Origin of the sequence: Sphingomonas pollutisoli (assembly GCF_029167165.1) — a bacterium.
In the GTDB taxonomy this organism is placed as follows: Bacteria; Pseudomonadota; Alphaproteobacteria; order Sphingomonadales; family Sphingomonadaceae; genus Sphingomonas; species Sphingomonas pollutisoli.
This window is the reverse complement of sequence record NZ_JARFNJ010000002.1, coordinates 240,503-258,593: the sequence shown is the minus strand read 5'-3', so window position 1 is coordinate 258,593 and position 18,091 is coordinate 240,503. Positions and strand designations below refer to the sequence as shown.

Genomic DNA, 18,091 nt, shown 5'->3' with positions numbered 1-18,091 from the left:
CGGCGTGACTTCGATCCTCTTCATTGTCTTCCTGCCGCTCGCGGCATCGATCCTCGCGGGCTTCTCGAACAAAGCGTTCGGCACCGCCTTCCCGAAGATCGTGACGACGCTCGCGCTGTTCATCGCCTGTGCGCTGTCGTGGCCGGTGTTCATCCACTATCTCGGTGGCGGCGAGAAGATCGTCACCCCGGTGCTGAGCTTCATCAACTCGGGCACGATGCATGTATCGTGGTCGCTTCGCGTCGATGCGCTGACCGCGGTGATGCTGGTGGTGGTGACGAGCGTCTCGGCGCTGGTTCACCTCTATAGCTGGGGCTATATGTCGGACGATCCCGACCAGCCGCGCTTCTTCGCCTATCTGTCGCTCTTCACCTTCGCGATGCTGATGCTGGTGACGGCGGACAATCTCGTCCAGATGTTTTTCGGCTGGGAAGGCGTCGGTCTCGCGTCGTACCTGCTGATCGGCTTCTGGTTCCGCAAACCCTCGGCCAACGCCGCCGCGATCAAGGCGTTCGTCGTCAACCGCGTCGGCGATCTCGGCTTCATGCTCGGCATCTTCGGCACCTTCCTGGTGTTCAAGACGGTGTCGATCGACGAGATCCTGACCGCGGCGCCGCATATGGCAGGCTCGACGATCGGCTTCTTCGGCGCGCGCTTCGACACGATGACGGTGCTCTGCCTGCTGCTGTTCGTCGGCGCGTGTGGCAAGTCCGCGCAGCTCGGCCTGCACACCTGGTTGCCCGACGCGATGGAAGGCCCGACCCCGGTGTCGGCGCTGATCCACGCCGCGACGATGGTCACCGCCGGCGTGTTCATGGTGTGTCGCCTGTCGCCGATGTTCGAGACCTCGCCGTTCGCGATGCACGTCGTGATGACGATCGGCGCCGCGACCTGCTTCTTCGCCGCGACCTGCGGCCTGGTGCAGACCGACATCAAGCGCGTGATCGCGTATTCGACCTGTTCGCAGCTCGGCTATATGTTTTTCGCGGCGGGTTGCGGTGCCTATGGCGCGGCGATGTTCCACCTGTTCACGCACGCCTTTTTCAAGGCGCTGCTGTTCCTCGGCGCGGGTTCGGTGATCCACGCGATGCACCACGAGCAGGACATGCGCTATTACGGCGGCCTGCGCAAAAGCATCCCGATCACCTTCTGGGGCATGATGGCGGGTACGCTCGCGATCACCGGCGTCGGTATCCCCGGCATTTTCGGCCTGCCGCAGATCGGCTTCGCCGGCTTCCATTCGAAGGACGCGATCATCGAAGTGGCGTTCGCCGCTGGCCAGACAGGTACATGGTTCGTCGGCGTGCTCGTCGCGCTGCTGACCAGCTTCTATTCGTGGCGCCTGATGTTCCTCACTTTCTGGGGCAAGCCGCGCTGGGCGCAGTCCGAGCATATCCAGCACGCGATCCACGACGCGCACGGCCACGGCCACGGCCATGACGACCACGCGCATGGTCATGACGATCACGGAACCCAGGCCGCACATGCCCACCACGGCGAAAGCGCCGAGGAAGGGCAGGGGGCGACACCTGACACGCACGCGCCGGGCGCGCACGAGCTGCCAGCGGGGACGGGCGGTTACCATCCGCACGAAAGTCCGTTCCCGATCCTCATCCCGCTCATCATATTGTCGATGGGCGCGGTGCTCGCCGGCTACGTCTTCCACGGCTTCTTCATCGAGCCGAGCGCGGGCGAGAGCTATTGGCGCGGCAGCATCGCCTTCAACGAGCATCTGATGCACGCGATGCATGGCGTGCCGGTGTGGGTGAAGCTGTCGGCGTCGATCGCGATGCTGCTCGGGTTGTTCAGCGCCTGGTACGCCTATCTCGCGAAGCCGGAGCTACCGGCGCAAATGGCGCGGCAGTTCAGCGTGCTGTACGACTTCCTGCTCCACAAATGGTATTTCGACGAGCTGTACGACCTGATCTTCGTCAAGCCCGCCTTCGCGATCGGCCGGTTCTTCTGGCATCGCGGCGACGAGAAGACGATCAACCGGTTCGGGCCCGACGGTTCCGCTTGGATGGTCTCGCTGGGCAGCCGAGTGGCTGGCCGCCTGCAGACCGGATATCTCTACACCTATGCGTTCGTCATGCTTATCGGGCTGACCGCAGCGATGACCTGGGCGATCACACGATGAGCGGTTTCCCCATTCTCTCCCTGATGCTCGCGATCCCCGCGGTCGCGGCGGTCGGATGCCTGTTCCTCAGCCCCGCCGGCGCGCGGTGGCTGGCGCTGATCGCGACTCTGATCGACTTCGTCCTCGGCATTGGCTTGTGGGCCAATTTCGATATCGGCGGCGCGCAGTGGCAGTTCGTCGAGAATGCCGGCAGCGTCGGCGTGTTCGGCTGGAAGCTCGGCATCGACGGCTTCGCGCTGATGCTCATCATGCTCAGCGTGTTCCTCATGCCGATCTGCATCGGCGCGAGTTGGGTCGCGATCGAGAAGCGCGTCCAGGAATATATGGCGTGCTTCCTCATCACCGAAGTGCTGATGATCGGCACGTTCGCGGCGCAGGATCTGCTGCTGTTCTACATCTTCTTCGAAGCCGGCCTGATCCCGATGTACCTCATCATCGGCATCTGGGGTGGCGCGAACCGCATCTACGCGTCGTACAAGTTCTTCCTGTACACGCTGCTCGGCTCGCTGCTGATGCTGATCGCGATGCTGTGGATGATCCATTACACCGGCACCACCGACATCCCGACCTTGCTCAAGACCGATTTCCCGCGCCAGGTGCAGACATGGCTGTGGCTCGCCTTCTTCGCCTCGTTCGCGGTGAAGATGCCGATGTGGCCGGTCCACACCTGGTTGCCCGACGCGCACGTGCAGGCGCCGACCGCCGGCTCGGTGATCCTCGCGGGCGTGCTGCTCAAGCTCGGCGGCTACGGCTTCCTGCGCTTCTCGGTGCCGATGTTCCCCGAAGCGTCGTCGCAACTGACCTGGCTGATCCTCGCCCTCTCCGCGATCGCGGTGGTGTACACCTCGCTCGTTGCGCTGGTGCAGTCCGACATGAAGAAGCTGATCGCCTATTCGTCGGTCGCGCACATGGCGATCGTCACCATCGGCCTCTACGCCTTCAACCAGCAGGGCATTGAGGGCGCGATGGTGATGATGCTCAGCCACGGCCTCGTCTCGGGCGCGCTGTTCCTGTGCGTCGGGGTGATCTACGATCGGCTCCACACCCGCGAGATCGACCGCTACGGCGGTCTGGCGATCAACATGCCGCGCTATGCCGTGCTGTTCCTGTTCTTCACGATGGCCTCGATCGGCCTGCCGGGGACGAGCGGCTTCGTCGCCGAGTTCCTCAGCCTGATGGGCACCTATCAGGTTTCGACCGTGGCGACCGCGATCTGCACGACCGGCATCATTCTCGGCGCCGCCTATATGCTCTACCTCTATCGCCGCGTCGTGTTCGGCGATCTGACCAAGGATGATGTGCGGGTGATGCCCGATCTTTCGCTGCGTGAAATCGCGCTGCTCGCGCCGGTCGCGGCGGTGGTGTTGTGGATGGGCGTGTATCCGGAGAGCTTCCTCGCGCCGATGCGCGGCGACGTCGCGACGCTGGTCGCGCGCGTCGATCGCGCCAAGCCCGCCGGTGACTCGCTGCCGACGGCTGGACATGCGGTGATCCCTGCCGCGCACGGGGAGGCACGCTAATGACCGATTCGCTGATGATGGTGCTCCCCGAGGAGATCCTCTCGATCGGATCGATCGTGCTGATGCTGATCGCCGCCTGGGGCGGGCAGGCCTCGACGCGGATGATCTCTTGGGTGGCGGTGGCGGTGCTGGCGGGCGCGACCATCGCGCTGCTCGGGCCGGCGTCGAGCGGCGGGGTCGCCTTTGACGGGCTGTTCCGCGCCGATGCGTTCGCGGCCTTCTCCAAGGTGCTGATCTACGGCGCGACCGCGGTGGCGATCCTGCTCGCGCCGCGCTTCTTCAAGCAGACCAGCGGTGACGATCTCCGTCCCGAATATCCGGTGCTGCTGCTGCTCTCGGCATGCGGCATGGGGATGATGGTGTCGGCGGGCGATCTGCTCGTGCTGTATGTCGGTCTCGAACTCCAGAGCCTGGCGGCCTATGTGCTGGCGAGCTTCATGCGCCGTGATACGCGCTCGGCCGAGGCGGGGCTCAAATATTTCGTGCTCGGCGCGCTGGCGAGCGGCATCCTGCTCTACGGCATCAGCCTGGTGTACGGGTTCAGCGGCTCGACGGTGTTCCCGCAGATCGCGACCGCTTATGGCGCTGGCCATTCGCTCGGCCTCGTCTTCGGGCTGGTGTTCGTGTTCGCCGGCCTCGCCTTCAAGATCAGCGCGGTGCCGTTCCATATGTGGACGCCCGACGTGTATGAAGGCGCGCCGACCCCGGTGACCGCGTTCTTCGCCTCGGCCCCCAAGGTCGCGGCGATGGGCCTCGCGGTGCGCGTCGCGGTCGAGGCGATGGGTCCGGCGGTCGATCAATGGCGCCAGATCGTGATCTTCGCGAGCCTCGCCTCGATCATCTTCGGCGCGGTCGCGGCGATCGGGCAGACCAACGTCAAGCGGCTGCTCGCCTATTCGTCGATCAACAATGTCGGCTTCGTGCTGGTCGGCCTCGCGGCGGGCACGCAGGCGGGAGTCGCGGCGGTGCTGTTCTATCTCACCGTCTATGTCGTGATGACGCTCGGCAGCTTCCTCGTCGTGCTTCAGATGCGCGATGCCGATGGCCAGCCGGTCGAGACGATCGCCAGCCTGTCGGGCATGTCGCGTACGCGGCCCGGTCTGGCGCTGGCGATGGCGATCTTCATGTTCAGCCTCGCCGGCATCCCGCCGCTGCTCGGCTTCAACGCCAAGCTGGCGGTGTTCGACGCGGCGACCGCCGCCGGTCTCTATCCGCTCGCGGTGGTCGGTTTCGTCGCCTCGGTGATCGGCGCCTATTATTATCTGCGCGTCGTCAAGGTGATGTATTTCGACGAGCCGGTCGGCGCGGGCTTCCCGAAGAGCGGTGATATCGTCGAGGGCGGCCTCATCACCGCCGCGGCGGTGTTCGTGTCGCCGATCGGCTGGCTGCTGCTCGCCCCGCTGGGGCTGGCGACGATGGCGGCGGCCAGGTCGCTGTTCTGACCGCCGAGCGTCCATGGGGTGCGGCGCGATGATCCGCACCCTCGCCGAGACCGGCTCGACCAACGCCGACATGCTCGATCTCGCCGGCAGCGGCGCGCCCGAAGGGTTGTGGTTGCGCGCCGAGCGCCAGACCGGCGGGCGCGGTCGACAGGGGCGGGCATGGGCGTCGCCCGCCGGCAATCTCTACGCCAGTACGCTCGTCCGCCTGCGCCCGACCGATCCGCACGCCGCGTCGCTCGCGCTGGTCGCGGCGGTCGCGCTCGAGGAGGCGGTGCGCGCGCACCTCGGCGGCGCCGCGACACCGACGCTCAAATGGCCCAATGATCTGTTGCTGGATGGCGCCAAAGTGTCCGGCATCCTGCTCGAACGCGCCGGTGACGCGGTCGTGATCGGCATCGGCGCGAACCTCGCGCATCATCCCCGCGATCTCGATCGCGCCGCCACCAGCCTCGCCGCGCATGGCGCAGCCGTCGATCCCGCAACCTTTCAGGAGACGCTCGCCGACGCATTCGCGCGCTGGCTCGGCGTATGGCGCGGGCAGGGGCTCGCGCCGGTCCGCGCGCGCTGGCTGGAGCGCGCGCACCCGCCCGGTACCCCGCTCACCGCGCGGCTACCCGACGGCAGCGCCATCGACGGGCTGTTCGACGGACTGGACGCGACCGGCGCGCTCGTCTTGCGCTTGGCGGATGGTGGGCGGCGTGTCATTCATGCCGCCGACATATTCCTGCTGTGACCGCGTCCTGACGCGGCTGCGGGAACGGGGAGGATAAGCCATGCAACTCGCGATCGACGCCGGCAACACCAATGTCGTCTTCGCCCTGCTCGACCGGGGCATCATTCGCGCGCGCTGGCGCATCGCCACCGATGCGCGCCGCACCGCGGACGAATATGCGGTGTGGCTCAATCAGTTGCTCGCGCTCGAAGGCTATGATCGCAAGGCGGTGACCGGCGTCATCATCGCCACCGTCGTGCCGCGCGCGCTCCACAACCTGCAGACGCTGTCGCGCAAATATTTCAGCTTCGAGCCGCTGATCGCGGGGCAGGGCGTGGCCGAATGGGGCATCGCGCTCGATGTCGAGGAGCCGCAATCGGTCGGCGCCGACCGCGCCGTCAACGTCATCGCCGCCCACGCGCTGCACGGCGGCGATCTCATCATCATCGATTTCGGCACCGCCACCACCTTCGACGTCGCCGATTATCGCGGCGCGTACAAAGGCGGCATCATCGCGCCCGGCATCAACCTGTCGCTGGACGCGCTCGTCACCGCCGCCGCCAAGCTGCCGCGCATCGCGATCGAGGCGCCCGCCTCGACCAGCGTGATCGGGCGCGACACGGTCAGCCAGATGCACATCGGCATCTATTGGGGCTATATCGCGATGATCGAGGGGCTGGTCGCGCGCATGAAGGTCGAGATCGGCCGCCCCGTGAAGGTGATCGCGACCGGCGGCCTCGCCACCTTGTTCGAGCGCAATACGCCGGTTTTCGACGCGATCGAACCCGATCTGACCATTCAGGGGCTGGCGATGCTGTGGGATCGCGCCCATATGGTGCGGTGAAGCATGTCGGCCAGCGTCGATATCGCGCTCACGTCATCCTGACGCACGTCAGGCTCCATCGCCCATAGGCTGCTGCCCAGCGCCCGGCGGGACGGGATGCCGGTTCCCCGGCGATGACCACGAAATTCCCCGGCCAAAAGCCGTCATTTGAAAGAACAGAAACTTAGTGACTACCCCAAAGAACGAACTGCTTTTCGTCGCGCTCGGCGGATCCGGCGAAATCGGCATGAACGTCAATCTGTACGGATGCCAGGGCAAATGGCTGATGGTCGATTGCGGCATCACCTTCGCCGATCCGAACTATCCGGGCATCGAGCTGATCCTGCCCGATCTCCAGTTCATCGAGGAGCGGATCGACGATCTGCTCGGCATCGTGCTGACCCACGGGCATGAGGACCATATCGGCGCCTTGCCGTACCTCGCCGAGGATCTCGGCGTGCCGCTCTACGCGAGCCCCTTCACCGCCGGGCTGATCCGCGGCAAGCTGGAGGAGGAAGGCAACGTCAAGCGGATCGAGCTCAATGTCGTCGATCCGGCCAAGACGCTCAAGCTCGGGCCGTTCGGCATCGATTTCATCCCGCTGTCGCACTCGATTCCCGAGATGAACGCGCTGTCGATCGCGACGCCCTATGGCCGCGTGTTCCACACCGGCGACTGGAAGCTCGATACCGCGCCGGTGATCGGCAAGCCCGCCGCGCCCGATGCGCTCACCGCCATCGGCGATGCGGGCGTGCTCGCGCTGGTGTGTGATTCGACCAACGTGTTCAACCCCGAGCCGTCGGGCTCGGAGGCGGACGTGCGCGTCGGCCTCACCGAGGTGATCGCCAAGGCGCGCGGGCGCGTGCTGGTGACGACCTTCGCGTCGAACGCGGCGCGGCTGCACACGCTCGGCCAGGTCGCGCAGGAGACCGGCCGCGCGCTGTGCGTGGCGGGCCGCTCGCTCGACCGGATCATCAAGGTCGCCAAGGCGACCGGCTATCTGCGCGATCTGCCCGCGACGATCGATCCCGAGGCGGCGATGCGCTTGCCGCGTGACAAGGTGATGATCGTGGCGACCGGCGGGCAGGGCGAGGATCGTGCCGCGCTGTCGCGTGTCGCATTCGGCAATCACCCGATCAAGCTCGACGCGGGCGACACGGTGGTGTTCTCCTCGAAGCAGATCCCCGGCAACGAGGTCGCGATCGGGCGCATCCAGAACCAGCTCGCCGCCAAGGGCATCGAGATGGTCACCGATCGTCAGGCGCATGTCCACGTCTCCGGGCATCCCGGCCGCCCCGAGCTGACGCAGATGTACGGCTGGCTGCGCCCGGACATTTTGATGCCCGTCCACGGCGAGATGCGGCACCTGATGGAACAGGCGCGCTTCGGCCTTTCGCAAGGCGTGCCGCAGGCGATGGTGCAGACGAACGGCGAGATCGTCCGGCTTGCGCCCGGCGCGCCCACGAAGATCGGCCACGCGCCGGTCGGCCGGCTGGTGCTCGATGGCGACGTCATCCTGCCGGGCGACGGGGGAACGATCAACGAGCGGCGCAAGCTCGCCGTCAACGGCCAGATGGCGGTCGCGGTGGCGGTCGGCGCGCGCGGGCTGATCGGCACGCCGCAGGTCCGCTATAGCGGCATCCCGGTCGAGGAGGATCGGGTGCCGTTCATCGAGGAAACCGTCGAGGCGATCGCCGCCGTCGCCAAACAGCCGCCCAAGGACCGTGAGAAGCTGCGCGAGGCGATCCGCCTCGCCGCACGCCGCGTCGCGACGCGCTGGACCGGCAAGAAGCCGATCGTCGACGTGCTGGTGATCGAGGCGTAACATACTCCCGCCGTTCGTCCCGACCGAAGCCGAGGGGCTGCCCAGCGCAGGCGCCTCGACCTCGCCCGGCGCGAACGGCTAGCGAGCAGATGGGACTTGGCTATGCGGTGGACCTCGGCGCTCGCGATCTGGTTCCTGTTCTGCGCGCTGTCGGTGTTCTTCGTGCTGCCGTTCGGCGTCCGTACCGCCGAGGAGGCGGGCGCCGAGCGCGTCCCCGGTCAGGCCGAAAGCGCGCCGCATGATTTTCGCCCCGGCCGCACCGCGCTGCGCGTGGTGATCGTCGGCTCGGTCCTGTGGGGGCTGTTCATGCTCAACTATCGCTACGGCTGGATCACGCCGCAGATGCTCGATGTGCTCGATACGTGGAACGACGCGGCGACCTCGTAGCGAGGCGCGCCGCGTGTTGATGGCGTCGATCGGGGAACGCCGCCGGCGCGCTTACGCCTGCTCGTCGGCGGGCTTGCTCTGCAACTGGATGTAATTCTCCAGCCCCATCCGCGCGATCATGTCGAACTGGCGTTCCAGCGTGTCGACATGGTCCTCCTCGCTGGCGAGGATCTTCTTGAACAGGTCGCGGCTGATGAAGTCGTGGACGGCCTCGCAATGCGCGATCGCTTCGCGCAGCACCGGCAGCGCGTCCATTTCGAGCGCGAGATCGGCCTTGAGCACTTCCTCGACCGTTTCACCGATGCGCAGCCGGCCGAGCAACTGGAAATTGGGCAGCCCGTCGAGGAACAGGATGCGTTCCGAAAGCCAGTCGGCGTGCTTCATCTCGTCGATCGACTCGTGGCGCTCGAACTCGGCGAGGCGACCGACGCCCCAATGGTCGAGCATCCGATAGTGCAGCCAATATTGGTTGATCGCGGTGAGTTCGTTCTTGAGCACCTCGTTGAGGAACTCGATAACCTTGTCGTCGCCGCGCATATGCCGCTCCCGTTCAGAAAGCGGGCTGTTTAGGCGACCGCGCGTTCTTCGTCGATGATGGTGCGCGTGAAGGCGGCACATTTTCCGCACTTGGGCGGGCGGCCGAGCGCCTGGTGAACCTGGCACGGCGTCGCGCAGCCTTGGCGCGCCGCTGCCCGAACGTCACTTTCCCGAATCGCATTACAGATACACACGACCATCCGAAGGATCCTCCGCTGGCGCTCAAGTAGCGATAATGCGAATCCATCGCAAGTCTATTGCGGCGCGCTCGCAATAAGAATCACCCGCGCCAGCCGTTCGCCCGCCGGAGCAGCGCCGCGCTCGGCAGCCCGAGCAGCAGGATATGGAGCAGGATCTGCACGCTCGCCTCGCGCGGGGTGAGTGCGAGGAACGACGGCGGCCAGTCGCGCGGCGATGCGATCACGGCCAGCACCATCCAGGCGAGGGCGCCGAACACCACCCCGCTTAGCCGCCAACGCCGGCCCAGCGCGGGCACCCGAACAACGGCGACCACATACAGGTTCACGATCACGCCGATCAGCACGAAATGGACCAGCAGCCCGAGCAGCGGCCCGATGACGGGGCCACGCCACGCGGCGTCGCCGATCACACCGCTCGCGATATGGGTAAGCATCGCCAGCGGGCTGCCCCCCGACCAGATCGCGCCCGCGAACCCCGCGAGCAGCAGCAACGTGCCAGAAACCGCCGTCGCCAGCACCAGCCCGCGCCACGTGCCCGATTGGGTATAAGGTGTCATGCCGTGGCCCTGATCGTTCAATGCGGGCGCGAGGATAGGCGAGCGCGCGGCGGCGGTAAACGTCGCGCCCGCCCGCGCCCGGCCAGCGTCGGCCGTGGAAACCATCCAGCGGCGACGGAACGCTCAGGCGATCGTGTCGCCCATCAGCGCCGGGAAGAAACCCTCATGCGCGGTGCGCAACTCGGCGAGCGTAACGACATGATCGTAATCGGGCAGCTCGAAGATGATCCGGTCGGCGATCGTCCGCCCGATCCGCTCGATCTCCACTCCGGCCGCATAGCCGCGCTTCAGCGTCTCCATCAGCAGGTGGTCGGCCACGGTCGCGACGTACAGCCCTTGGTCCTCGCCGAACAGCGCGCACGCCACGCCGCACGGCAGCGGCGCGTTGAGCATCGCGCCATAGCCGCCGGCCAGCGCCATTTCCGCGATCGTCACGGCGACGCCGCCGTCGGAGACGTCATGCACCGCCGTCAGCGCGCCGGCGTGGATCGCTTCGCGCACGAACGTGCCCGCCGCGCGCTCGGCGTCGAGGTCGACCGGGGGTGGCGTGCCGTCCTCGCGGCCATGAAGCTCACGCAGCCACAGCGACTGGCCGAGATGCCCGGTGCGGCTTCCGATCAGCACGATCACGTCGCCAGTGCCCTTGAAGCCGATCGTCGCGGACTTCGACCAGTCCTTGAGCAGCCCGATCCCGCCAATCGCCGGGGTCGGCAGGATCGCCGATCCGCCGCCGGTCGCCTTGGATTCGTTGTACAGCGAGACGTTGCCGCTCACGATCGGGAAGTCGAGCGCGCGGCAGGCGTCGCTCATGCCGTCGAGACAGCCGGTGATCTGCGCCATGATCTCGGGGCGCTGCGGATTGGCGAAGTTGAGGCAGTTGGTCACCGCCAGCGGCAGCGCGCCGACCGCCGAGAGATTGCGATAGCATTCAGCGATCGCCTGCTTGCCGCCCTCATAGGGATCGGCATAGCAATAGCGCGGGGTGCAATCGGTGCTGATCGCGATGCCCTTCTGCGTGTCGTGGACGCGCACCACCGCCGCGTCGCCGCCGGGCCGCTGGACGGTGTCGCCGCCGACCTGCGTGTCATATTGCTCCCAGATCCAGCGGCGCGAAGCGATGTCGGGCGAAGCCATCAGCTTGAGCAGATCGGCGCGGAGATCGGTCGTCGTGGGCGTGTCGTCGAGCGGCTTCACGCCCGCCCAGGCCTTGTATTCCTCGCGGCTCACCGAAGGCCGGTCGTACAGCGGCGCCTCGTCGGCGAGCGGCGCGAGCGGGATGTCGCACACGGTCTCGCCGTTGAAGGTCAGCACCATCCGCCCGGTGTCGGTGACATGGCCGATCACCGCGAAATCCAGCTCCCACTTGCGGAAGATCGCCTCGGCGAAATCCTCGCGGCCGGGCTTGAGCACCATGAGCATCCGCTCCTGGCTCTCGCTCAGCATCATCTCATAGGGCGTCATGCCGGTTTCGCGCTGCGGCACCGCGTTCATGTTGAGTTCGATGCCGACGCCGCCCTTGGACGCCATCTCGACCGAGGAGGAGGTGAGGCCCGCCGCCCCCATGTCCTGAATCGCGACGATCGCATCCGAGGCCATCAGTTCGAGACACGCCTCGATCAGCAGCTTCTCGGTGAAAGGATCGCCGACCTGCACGGTCGGGCGCTTGGCGTCGGCATCCTCGCCGAAGTCGGCCGAGGCCATGGTCGCGCCGTGGATGCCGTCGCGCCCGGTCTTCGATCCGACATAGACGATCGGATTGCCGACCCCGCTCGCGGCGGAATAGAAGATCTTGTCGGTATCGGCGATGCCGACCGTCATCGCGTTGACGAGGATGTTGCCGTCATACGCCTTGTGGAAGTTGACCTCGCCGCCGACCGTCGGCACGCCGACGCAATTGCCATAGCCGCCGATGCCGTGGACCACGCCCGCGATCAGATGGCGCGTCTTGGGGTGGTCGGGCGAGCCGAAGCGCAGCGCGTTGAGATTGGCGATCGGCCGCGCGCCCATCGTGAACACATCGCGCAGGATGCCGCCGACTCCGGTCGCGGCGCCCTGATACGGCTCGATGTACGAGGGATGGTTGTGCGACTCCATCTTGAAGATGGCGGCCTGGCCGTCGCCGATATCGACCACGCCGGCATTCTCGCCGGGGCCGCAGATCACCTGCGGGCCGGTGGTGGGCAGCTTCTTGAGATGGATCCGGCTCGATTTGTAGCTGCAATGCTCCGACCACATCACCGAGAAGATGCCGAGTTCGGTCAGGTTCGGTTCCCGCCCGAGCGCCTTCAGCACGCGCGCATATTCATCTTCGGACAGCCCGTGCTGGGCGACGATCTCGGGGGTGATCTGGCTCATGCGCGTGCCCATAGCGGCACGCGGCGGGTTCGTCACCATCATCGGACATTCCGTTCGTGCTGAGCGATACATGGCCGGCGTGGGCAGGTATAAACTTCCGACCCGTTCGTCCCGAGCGAAGTCGAGGGATGGCACCAAGCGCAGGTGTCTCGACTACGCTCGACACGAACGGGGAGGGGTTGGTCGTGGTCGAGGCTTACCCCCGCCGCCCCGCCGCCACCGCCGCGTCGCTCGCCAGCCGGTCGGCGCGTTCGTTCTCGGGGTGGCCGGCGTGGCCCTTCACCCATTTCCACTCGATCCGGTGCGGCTTGGCGGCGGCGAGCAGATCCTGCCAGAGTTCGGCGTTCTTGACCGGCTTCTTGTCGGCCGTCTTCCAGCCGTTCCTCTGCCAGCCCTTGATCCACTTGGTCAGGCCATCCATCACATAGCGGCTATCGGTCGACAGCACGACCTGACACGGCCGGGTGAGCGCCTTGAGGCCCTCGATCGCGGCGGTCATCTCCATGCGGTTGTTGGTGGTGAGCGGCGCGCCGCCCGAAAGCTCCTTCTCGGCCGCGCCCATGCGCAGCACCACGCCCCAGCCGCCGGGGCCGGGATTGCCCTTGCACGCGCCGTCGGTGAAGATTTCAACCTTGTCGAGTTCGCTCATCGTACGTGTGTCACCAGCGAGGGGTCATAATGGGCGAGCCGGCGCAGATAGGCGAGCGGATCCTTGCGCGTGACGAGCGCGTCGGCCGGCGTGTTGAGCCAGTCCCACGCCCGCGACAGCGCGAAGCGGATGCACGCGCCGCTCGCCAGCGTGTCGAACGCGGCGCGCTCGAGCGGCTGGAGCGCGAAGCGGCTCTCATACCCGCGAATCAGCGCCTCGCCGGTCGCGGCGTGATACGTCTCGCCGCTCGCATCGAAGCTCCATGCGGTGTGCATGATCGCGAGATCGTAGAGACGGAGATCGGTGCAGGCGAAATAGAAGTCGATCAGCCCGGAGACCGTATCGCCGAGCATCAGCACGTTGTCGGGGAACAGGTCGGCGTGGATCGCGATCCGGTCGAACCCCGCATCGGGCCAGGCGGCGGTGACCACGTCGAGCGCGCGGCCGAGATCGTCGTACAGCCCCGGCGCGATTTCATCGAGACTGCGCCCGCACCGCTCGAACAGCGGGCGCCAGCTCGCCACGCCCATCGAATTGTCGCGCGTGCCGGTGAAATCCCCCACTGCGACGTGCATCTCAGCCATCGCCCGGCCCGCCGCCTCGGCCTGCGCCGGCGTGGGATGTGACACCGACACGCCCGACAGGAATTTGATGAGGCACGCGGGCCGCCCCGCGAGCTCTTGTATCTCGCGCCCGGAACGATCCTTGATCGCTGGCGGCACGTTCAGCCCCTTCGCGGCGAGATGATCGAGCAGCGCCATGAAGAACGGCAAATCGTCCGCCGCGACGCGCTTCTCGTAGAGCGTCAGGATGAAGCGCCCGCTGGTGGTATCGACGAGGTAGTTGGTGTTCTCCACCCCCTCGGCGATGCCCTTGGCGGAGATCAGCGCGCCGCAATCATAGCGCGACAGGAAAGCGGCCAGCGCCTCGGCTGACACCTCTGTATAGACGGCCATGGGAAATTACCGGTGTGTGCTGAGGCGCGTCACGCGACGGCTTCGAGGCCGCGCGGCAGCTTGAAGGCGATCGTCTCGCGCGTCGTCTCGACCTCGCGTTCGACGATGTCGAACCGCTCGGCCAGCTTGGCGACGAGATCGCGCACCAGTATCTCGGGCGCCGACGCGCCCGCGCTGATCCCGAGCGTCTTCACCCCGTCGAGGAACGCGAAGTCGAGTTCGTCCGCGCACGGGATCAGTTGCGCCGGCGTGCCCTCGCGCCGCGAGACCTCGACCAGCCGCACCGAGTTGGAGGAATTGTGCGCGCCGATCACCAGCATCGCGTCGCAATCCTGCGCGATCGCCTTGACCGCTTCCTGCCGGTTCGACGTGGCGTAGCAGATGTCCTCGCCGCGCGGCCCCTGGATGTTCGGGAACTTCGCCTTCAGCGCCGCGACGATCTCCGCCGTGTCGTCGACCGATAGCGTCGTCTGCGTGAGGAAGGCGAGATTGTCGGGGTCGGCGGGTTCGAACGCCGCCACGTCCGCGCAGGTCTCGAGCAGCGACATCGCCCCCTCGGGCACCTGGCCGAGCGTGCCGATCACCTCGGGGTGGCCGGCATGGCCGATGAAAACGATGTGGCGGCCGTTGGCGACATGCCGCTCGGCCTGACGGTGGACCTTGGACACGAGCGGACAGGTCGCGTCGAGCCACGACAGCCCCCGCACGGTCGCCTCCACCGGCACCGATTTGGGCACGCCGTGCGCCGAGAACACCACCGGCGCCGCATCGGGCACCTCGTCGAGCTCCTCGACGAACACCGCGCCCTTGGCCTTCAGCGCATCGACGACATGCTTGTTGTGGACGATCTCGTGGCGGACATAGACGGGCGCGCCATGCTTCTCGATCGCGAGTTCGACGATCTGGATGGCACGGTCGACACCCGCGCAGAAGCCACGCGGGGCGGCGATGACGAGTTCGAGCCGGGGCTTGCCGGGCGTTTGGAGGGGTGAGGGAGTCATTAGCGAACCTTCTACGCGATTGCTTGCACGGGCGGAAGCCGCTTCCTATGGTGCCATGCCATCGGGGCCGGGCGATCACAAGCCGCGGCCCCTTCCTTCGTGACTAAGGTGCGTATGTTCCTGACAGGCCGCAAATTCGCCGCTTCCGCCCTCCTGACGCTGCTCGCGGGGTGCTCCTCGGTCGGCGAGTTCGACGAGACCGGCGGCATCTCCGCGATCCGCTCGGCCTGCCCCACGGTAGGCGTCCCGGCGGCGACGGGCGACATCACGCTCTTCAACCCGCCGCAGAGCCGCGACGCCAAGGCGATCGACGTCACGGCGACGCTCACCAACGTCCGCTCGACCTGCAACGACCAGAGCGACGATATCGCCACCACCGTCACCTTCGAGGTGCGCGCGCGCCGCGCCAGCGCGGAGGGCGCGCGCGACGTGACGCTGCCGTTCTTCGTGGTGGTGATGCAGGGCGGCACCGCCGTGGTCGCCAAGCGTATCGGCCATGTCACGCTCCACTTCGATGCCGGCAGCCTGCGCGCGAGCGCGACCGGAACCGGCGGCGCCAGCGTCGATCGTTCGGCCGCGACCCTGCCCAAGGAGGTCCGCGCCAAGCTGACCGAGAAGCGCAAGGCCGGCGATCAGGACGCCGCCACCGACCCGCTGACCCGCCCGGAGATCCGCCAGGCCGTCGCCCGCGCCACCTTCGAGGCGCTGGTCGGCTTCCAGCTCACCGACGATCAGCTCAAGTATAACGCGACCCGGTAACATGGGGCCGGGATGGGGGGGCGGTGAGAGATCTGACCTCACCAACCCACCCGTCCGCCCCGGGGCGAAGTCGAGGCGCCGGCCGGAGTCGACCATGCGGCGGCAAGCGCCACTCCCGCCCCGAACCGACCATTCGGCGGCGAGCGCCACTCCCACACCGTTCGTCCCGAGCGAAGTCGAGGGACGCGCCCCGAGCGCCGCGCGTGTGTCTCGACGTCGCTCGACACGAACGGCTTGGGTGGGAACGCAACGGCGTCGGCAATTTCACACCACCCGCGCCAACGCCGATTGACACCGTTGCCGCACCACGCCACACCGGCGCGGTCGATGCCGGGTGACCGGCATGGGTAGGCACGGGAGAGTGCGGGGCGACCCGCCGCCGAAGGAGCAACCGCCCCGGAATCTCTCAGGCAAAGCGGACCGTGCCGGCCGAATCGACACTCTGGAAAGCGGCCCAGCGCGTTTCGCGCGGCCCACCGAAGGGGTAAACCATCCGGTCGTGCGGTTGGTGAAAGCTCTCAGGTTCCGTGACAGAGGGGGCGGTGAATCGTGGCGGGCATGCATGCGCGCCATGTTCGCCGTCAAACCTACGCATGGAGACCGGGATGAGCGAAGCGGATTTGATCGATGATACCGGCCCGGACGACGGCGGCGAACCCGCCATCCTGCCGCTGCCGCTCGATGCGTGGCACCGCGCGCGCGGCGGCCGCATGGTCGAGTTCGCCGGCTATCACATGCCCGTCCAGTATGAAGGCGTGATGCCCGAGCACCTCTGGGTGCGCGAGTCGGCGGGGCTGTTCGACGTCAGCCACATGGGCCAGCTCCTGTTCCGCATCGAGGAACCCGCCGAAGCGGGGGCCGATCTCGACGGCGCGCTCGAATCGGTCCTGCCGGGCGACATCGCCGGGTTGAAGCCGGGCCGCCAGCGCTATTCGCTGCTGCTAGCCGAAGATGGCGGCATTCTCGACGATCTGATGGTGACGCGCCTGCCCGACGAGAATCCGTTCGACGTGCGCGGCCTCTACATGGTCGTCAACGGCGCGACCAAGTTCGACGACATCGCCTATTTCCTCGATCAACTGCCCGAGGACGTGCTCATCAACCATATGGAGGATCAGGCGCTGCTCGCCCTGCAGGGGCCGAAGGCGGTCGATGCGCTCGCGCGGCTGGTGCCGGGCGTGCGCGATCTCGTCTTCATGACGGCGGGGGCGTTCGAATGGAACGGCAAGCCGCTGTGGATCGCGCGCTCGGGCTATACCGGCGAGGACGGTTTCGAGATTTCGGTCGATGGCGAGCATGCCGAGGCGCTCGCGGATGCGCTGTGCGAACAGCCCGAGGTCAAGCCGATCGGTCTCGGCGCGCGCGATTCGCTGCGGCTGGAGGCGGGGCTGCCGCTCTACGGCCATGATCTCGACGAGACGATCACGCCGGTGGTCGCCGATCTCGGCTTCGCGCTGTCCAAGCGCCGCCGGGAAGCCGCCGATTTCCCCGGTGCCGAGCGCATCCTCGCCGAGCGCGAGAACGGCCCGGCGGTGAAGCGCGTCGGCCTGCTGGTCGAGGGTCGCCAGCCGGTGCGCGAGGGCGCCGCCGTGCTCGGTGCCGATGGCGGCGAAGTCGGCCGCGTCACCTCGGGCGGCTTCGCGCCCAGCCTCGGCGCACCGATCGCGATGGCCTATGTGCCCGCCGCGCTCGCCGCTGCCGGCACCCGCATCCAGCTTTCGCAACGCGGCAAGGTCCATCACGCGACCGTCACCGCAATGCCCTTCGTTCCCCATCGCTACGTCCGCTAACAGGAGGCCCGTGCCATGAGCCGCTATTTCACCGAAGATCATGAGTGGGTCGATGTCGAGGGCGACACCGGCACGGTCGGCATTACCGAATTCGCACAGGGCCAGCTCGGCGACATCGTGTTCGTCGAGGTGCCCGAGGCGGGCAAGGCGCTGACCAAGGGCGGCGACGCCGCCGTGGTCGAAAGCGTCAAGGCCGCGTCGGACGTCTATGCGCCGGTCTCCGGCACGGTGACCGAGGGCAACCCCGCGCTCGCCGACAATCCCGCGCTCGTCAATGAGGATGCCGAAGGGCAGGGCTGGTTCTTCAAGCTGACGCTCAGCGACCCGTCCGAACTGTCCGGGCTGATGGACGAAGCGGCCTACGCGGCGTTCGTCGCGAAGCAATAACCTGCCTCCCCTCCCGCTTGCGGGAGGGGTCGGGGGAGGGCCTGTCCACCCCTC

At 67.1% G+C, this 18,091-nt stretch carries 17 protein-coding genes and 2 riboswitches; of the genes, 10 read left to right on the top strand and 7 right to left on the bottom strand.

Annotated elements, in window-relative coordinates:
- Positions 1-4 precede the first annotated feature (4 nt).
- From nuoL to PX554_RS04530, 7 genes are all read left to right on the top strand, one after another.
- Positions 5-2,137 (top strand): NADH-quinone oxidoreductase subunit L, encoded by a 2,133-nt coding sequence (nuoL, locus tag PX554_RS04560; RefSeq protein WP_275499352.1) that lies wholly within the window; start codon positions 5-7, stop codon positions 2,135-2,137.
- A complete protein-coding gene (locus PX554_RS04555) occupies positions 2,134-3,657 on the top strand; it encodes an NADH-quinone oxidoreductase subunit M (protein ID WP_275499350.1) in 1,524 nt (507 codons plus the stop codon). The genes nuoL and PX554_RS04555 overlap by 4 nt, the downstream gene beginning before the upstream one ends.
- A complete protein-coding gene (nuoN, locus tag PX554_RS04550; RefSeq protein WP_275499348.1) occupies positions 3,657-5,099 on the top strand; it encodes an NADH-quinone oxidoreductase subunit NuoN in 1,443 nt (480 codons plus the stop codon). The genes PX554_RS04555 and nuoN overlap by 1 nt, the downstream gene beginning before the upstream one ends.
- A gap of 28 nt (positions 5,100-5,127) precedes the next feature.
- On the top strand, positions 5,128-5,832 hold the full coding sequence (locus tag PX554_RS04545; RefSeq protein WP_275499346.1) for a biotin--[acetyl-CoA-carboxylase] ligase: 705 nt from the start codon (positions 5,128-5,130) through the stop codon (positions 5,830-5,832).
- 40 nt (positions 5,833-5,872) lie between these two features.
- Positions 5,873-6,655: a type III pantothenate kinase gene (locus PX554_RS04540; protein ID WP_093220894.1), complete on the top strand. Its 783-nt coding sequence runs from the start codon at positions 5,873-5,875 to the stop codon at positions 6,653-6,655.
- Between the two features lie 226 nt (positions 6,656-6,881).
- Complete coding sequence (locus PX554_RS04535) at positions 6,882-8,459, top strand: ribonuclease J (protein WP_275499987.1); 1,578 nt, start codon at positions 6,882-6,884, stop codon at positions 8,457-8,459.
- Positions 8,460-8,561: 102 nt separating this feature from the next.
- Positions 8,562-8,846 (top strand): DUF1467 family protein, encoded by a 285-nt coding sequence (locus tag PX554_RS04530; protein WP_275499344.1) that lies wholly within the window; start codon positions 8,562-8,564, stop codon positions 8,844-8,846.
- Positions 8,847-8,897: 51 nt separating this feature from the next.
- On the opposite strand, the gene bfr is transcribed toward PX554_RS04530, so the two are convergent.
- The 7 genes from bfr to ispH form a co-directional block, all read right to left on the bottom strand.
- On the bottom strand, positions 8,898-9,383 hold the full coding sequence (bfr, locus tag PX554_RS04525) for a bacterioferritin (protein WP_275499342.1): 486 nt from the start codon (positions 9,381-9,383) through the stop codon (positions 8,898-8,900).
- A gap of 29 nt (positions 9,384-9,412) precedes the next feature.
- Positions 9,413-9,583, bottom strand: a complete 171-nt coding sequence (locus PX554_RS04520) for a (2Fe-2S)-binding protein (RefSeq protein ID WP_275499340.1) — start codon at positions 9,581-9,583, stop codon at positions 9,413-9,415.
- Positions 9,584-9,663: 80 nt separating this feature from the next.
- Entirely contained in the window at positions 9,664-10,140 is a 477-nt protein-coding gene (locus tag PX554_RS04515) for a hypothetical protein (protein ID WP_275499338.1), read from the bottom strand.
- Positions 10,141-10,263: 123 nt separating this feature from the next.
- Positions 10,264-12,495: a phosphoribosylformylglycinamidine synthase subunit PurL gene (gene purL, locus PX554_RS04510; RefSeq protein ID WP_275499336.1), complete on the bottom strand. Its 2,232-nt coding sequence runs from the start codon at positions 12,493-12,495 to the stop codon at positions 10,264-10,266.
- Positions 12,496-12,691: 196 nt separating this feature from the next.
- On the bottom strand, positions 12,692-13,144 hold the full coding sequence (gene rnhA, locus PX554_RS04505) for a ribonuclease HI (protein WP_093220878.1): 453 nt from the start codon (positions 13,142-13,144) through the stop codon (positions 12,692-12,694).
- Entirely contained in the window at positions 13,141-14,100 is a 960-nt protein-coding gene (gene thrB / locus PX554_RS04500; protein ID WP_275499333.1) for a homoserine kinase, read from the bottom strand. The genes rnhA and thrB overlap by 4 nt, the downstream gene beginning before the upstream one ends.
- Positions 14,101-14,129: 29 nt before the next feature.
- A complete protein-coding gene (gene ispH / locus PX554_RS04495; RefSeq protein WP_275499331.1) occupies positions 14,130-15,101 on the bottom strand; it encodes a 4-hydroxy-3-methylbut-2-enyl diphosphate reductase in 972 nt (323 codons plus the stop codon).
- 114 nt (positions 15,102-15,215) lie between these two features.
- Between ispH and PX554_RS04490 the strand changes: the two genes are divergently transcribed.
- From PX554_RS04490 to gcvH, 3 genes are all read left to right on the top strand, one after another.
- On the top strand, positions 15,216-15,860 hold the full coding sequence (locus PX554_RS04490; protein WP_093220872.1) for a hypothetical protein: 645 nt from the start codon (positions 15,216-15,218) through the stop codon (positions 15,858-15,860).
- A 344-nt stretch (positions 15,861-16,204) separates the two neighbouring features.
- Positions 16,205-16,293: riboswitch (glycine riboswitch) on the top strand.
- Positions 16,294-16,404: riboswitch (glycine riboswitch) on the top strand.
- Positions 16,405-16,465: 61 nt separating this feature from the next.
- Positions 16,466-17,650, top strand: a complete 1,185-nt coding sequence (gene gcvT / locus PX554_RS04485; RefSeq protein WP_275499329.1) for a glycine cleavage system aminomethyltransferase GcvT — start codon at positions 16,466-16,468, stop codon at positions 17,648-17,650.
- 15 nt (positions 17,651-17,665) lie between these two features.
- Entirely contained in the window at positions 17,666-18,037 is a 372-nt protein-coding gene (gene gcvH, locus PX554_RS04480) for a glycine cleavage system protein GcvH (RefSeq protein ID WP_275499327.1), read from the top strand.
- Positions 18,038-18,091: the final 54 nt, after the last annotated feature.

Excerpts from the sequence above, each read along its gene's own strand:
- PX554_RS04515 (WP_275499338.1), bottom strand. The coding sequence starts at position 10,140 with ATGACACCTTATACCCAATCGGGCACGTGGCGCGGGCTGGTGCTGGCG.
- nuoN (WP_275499348.1), top strand. The coding sequence starts at position 3,657 with ATGACCGATTCGCTGATGATGGTGCTCCCCGAGGAGATCCTCTCGATC.
- rnhA (WP_093220878.1), bottom strand. The coding sequence starts at position 13,144 with ATGAGCGAACTCGACAAGGTTGAAATCTTCACCGACGGCGCGTGCAAG.
- PX554_RS04490 (WP_093220872.1), top strand. The coding sequence starts at position 15,216 with ATGTTCCTGACAGGCCGCAAATTCGCCGCTTCCGCCCTCCTGACGCTG.
- bfr (WP_275499342.1), bottom strand. The coding sequence starts at position 9,383 with ATGCGCGGCGACGACAAGGTTATCGAGTTCCTCAACGAGGTGCTCAAG.
- purL (WP_275499336.1), bottom strand. The coding sequence starts at position 12,495 with ATGAGCCAGATCACCCCCGAGATCGTCGCCCAGCACGGGCTGTCCGAA.
- PX554_RS04530 (WP_275499344.1), top strand. The coding sequence starts at position 8,562 with ATGCGGTGGACCTCGGCGCTCGCGATCTGGTTCCTGTTCTGCGCGCTG.
- PX554_RS04535 (WP_275499987.1), top strand. The coding sequence starts at position 6,882 with ATGAACGTCAATCTGTACGGATGCCAGGGCAAATGGCTGATGGTCGAT.
- gcvH (WP_275499327.1), top strand. The coding sequence starts at position 17,666 with ATGAGCCGCTATTTCACCGAAGATCATGAGTGGGTCGATGTCGAGGGC.
- PX554_RS04545 (WP_275499346.1), top strand. The coding sequence starts at position 5,128 with ATGATCCGCACCCTCGCCGAGACCGGCTCGACCAACGCCGACATGCTC.
- ispH (WP_275499331.1), bottom strand. The coding sequence starts at position 15,101 with ATGACTCCCTCACCCCTCCAAACGCCCGGCAAGCCCCGGCTCGAACTC.
- PX554_RS04520 (WP_275499340.1), bottom strand. The coding sequence starts at position 9,583 with ATGGTCGTGTGTATCTGTAATGCGATTCGGGAAAGTGACGTTCGGGCA.
- gcvT (WP_275499329.1), top strand. The coding sequence starts at position 16,466 with ATGAGCGAAGCGGATTTGATCGATGATACCGGCCCGGACGACGGCGGC.
- PX554_RS04555 (WP_275499350.1), top strand. The coding sequence starts at position 2,134 with ATGAGCGGTTTCCCCATTCTCTCCCTGATGCTCGCGATCCCCGCGGTC.
- thrB (WP_275499333.1), bottom strand. The coding sequence starts at position 14,100 with ATGGCCGTCTATACAGAGGTGTCAGCCGAGGCGCTGGCCGCTTTCCTG.
- PX554_RS04540 (WP_093220894.1), top strand. The coding sequence starts at position 5,873 with ATGCAACTCGCGATCGACGCCGGCAACACCAATGTCGTCTTCGCCCTG.